1 protein-coding gene is annotated in these 1,431 nt (G+C 50.2%); it reads left to right on the plus strand.

The window, feature by feature from the left end; genetic code table 11:
* Positions 1 to 4: 4 nt before the first annotated feature.
* Positions 5 to 955, plus strand: a complete 951-nt coding sequence (locus H8S52_RS19640) for a site-specific integrase (protein WP_016662135.1) — start codon at positions 5 to 7, stop codon at positions 953 to 955.
* Positions 956 to 1,431 lie beyond the last annotated feature (476 nt).

The raw sequence follows: 1,431 nt of genomic DNA on the forward strand, positions 1-1,431 counted from the left end.
GATCATGAAAGATTTAACAACCTTTACGCTTTCAGTCATACAGGAGCTGGAAGACGAAGGGCGGTTCGGAACCGCCCATGTATACCGCAGCATGCTGCGGGCTTTCCAACGGTACTGGGAAAGCCAACACCCCAAAACCGAAATACGGATGCGGAAAGTGTTTGATGTCGCCACGATACAGAAGTTCGAAAGGCATCTGCTGGAGAGGATGCTCAAGCTGAACACCATGTCAACCTACCTGCGCATGTTGCGGGCCGTATACAACCGCGCGTTGCTGGCGGGCCTCACCGGATATGTGCCCGGACTGTTCAAGCATGTATATACCGGAACCCGTGCCGACGTGAAACGAGCCCTGCTCCCCGCCGAAATGGGACAGACCCTTGACACCTCCGCTTCCGTGCGCCGGGAGCTGAAAGAAGCGCAGATATGGTTCGCCTTGCTATTCCTGCTGAGGGGCATGCCCTTTGCAGACCTTGCAAGGCTGCGCAAATGCGATTTCAAGGACGGGGTAATTACCTACTGCAGACAGAAAACGGGAAGACAGATACGTGTACACGTCACCGCCGAAGCGGCAGAGCTTATCCGCCAATGTGCCGACCGCCGCACGGGCTCGCCCTACCTGCTCAACATACTGGGGGACGAAAACTGCCGTTTCCCGCTGGGAAGGCGTGAAGAATACCGACATTACCAGCAGGTCTTGCGGAGCTTCAACCGGAAGCTCAAACTGCTGGCAACCGCACTCGGACTGAGAGGAAAGCTCTCCTCCTACACCGCACGACACACATGGGCCACAACGGCGTTCCACACCAAAGTCACCGTGGGAGTAATAAGCAACGCACTGGGGCATTCATCGGTAAAGGTCACGGAAACCTATCTGAAACCCTTCGAAAACGAAGCGCTGGACAAGGCCAACAAGAAAATTATTGCTTACGTAAAGAAATGCGGAAACCGATAAGGATGGCTGGGAAATATTTTCTGTATATTACTATGATACAGATTATTACAAAGGAATTACTTTGTAGGTAACGGGAGATATTCCTACCGCAAAAGTAATTATAAAACTTGAAAAACAAAACAAAAAAGATAAAATCTTATCGGATACGGCGTAAAAGACCGGCAGCAGACAAAACAGAACAAACCAACCCCAACCTATAGAGCAATAATCAGCCTGCCGCCTTCCGAACGGAAAGCAGGAAAACGCCTGTTGTATAAATTTTACAGATATACAACCCGGCTGCACACGTGGCAGACGCTTCTGCAAGATGCCTGACGGCAATCTCCCGTTACCTACAAAGTAACGGACGGATACCCAAATCAAACAAACAAGAAAACTACATGATAACGCCCAGAACACAGACTGCCATTGCAGTACTCAAATGTATTTATGCAAGAGACTACGGTACTTGCATAAAACCGTGCACACTTACCGAA

It is taken from the genome of Bacteroides sp. NSJ-48 (assembly GCF_014287405.1).
Lineage (GTDB): Bacteria > Bacteroidota > Bacteroidia > Bacteroidales > Bacteroidaceae > Bacteroides > Bacteroides stercoris.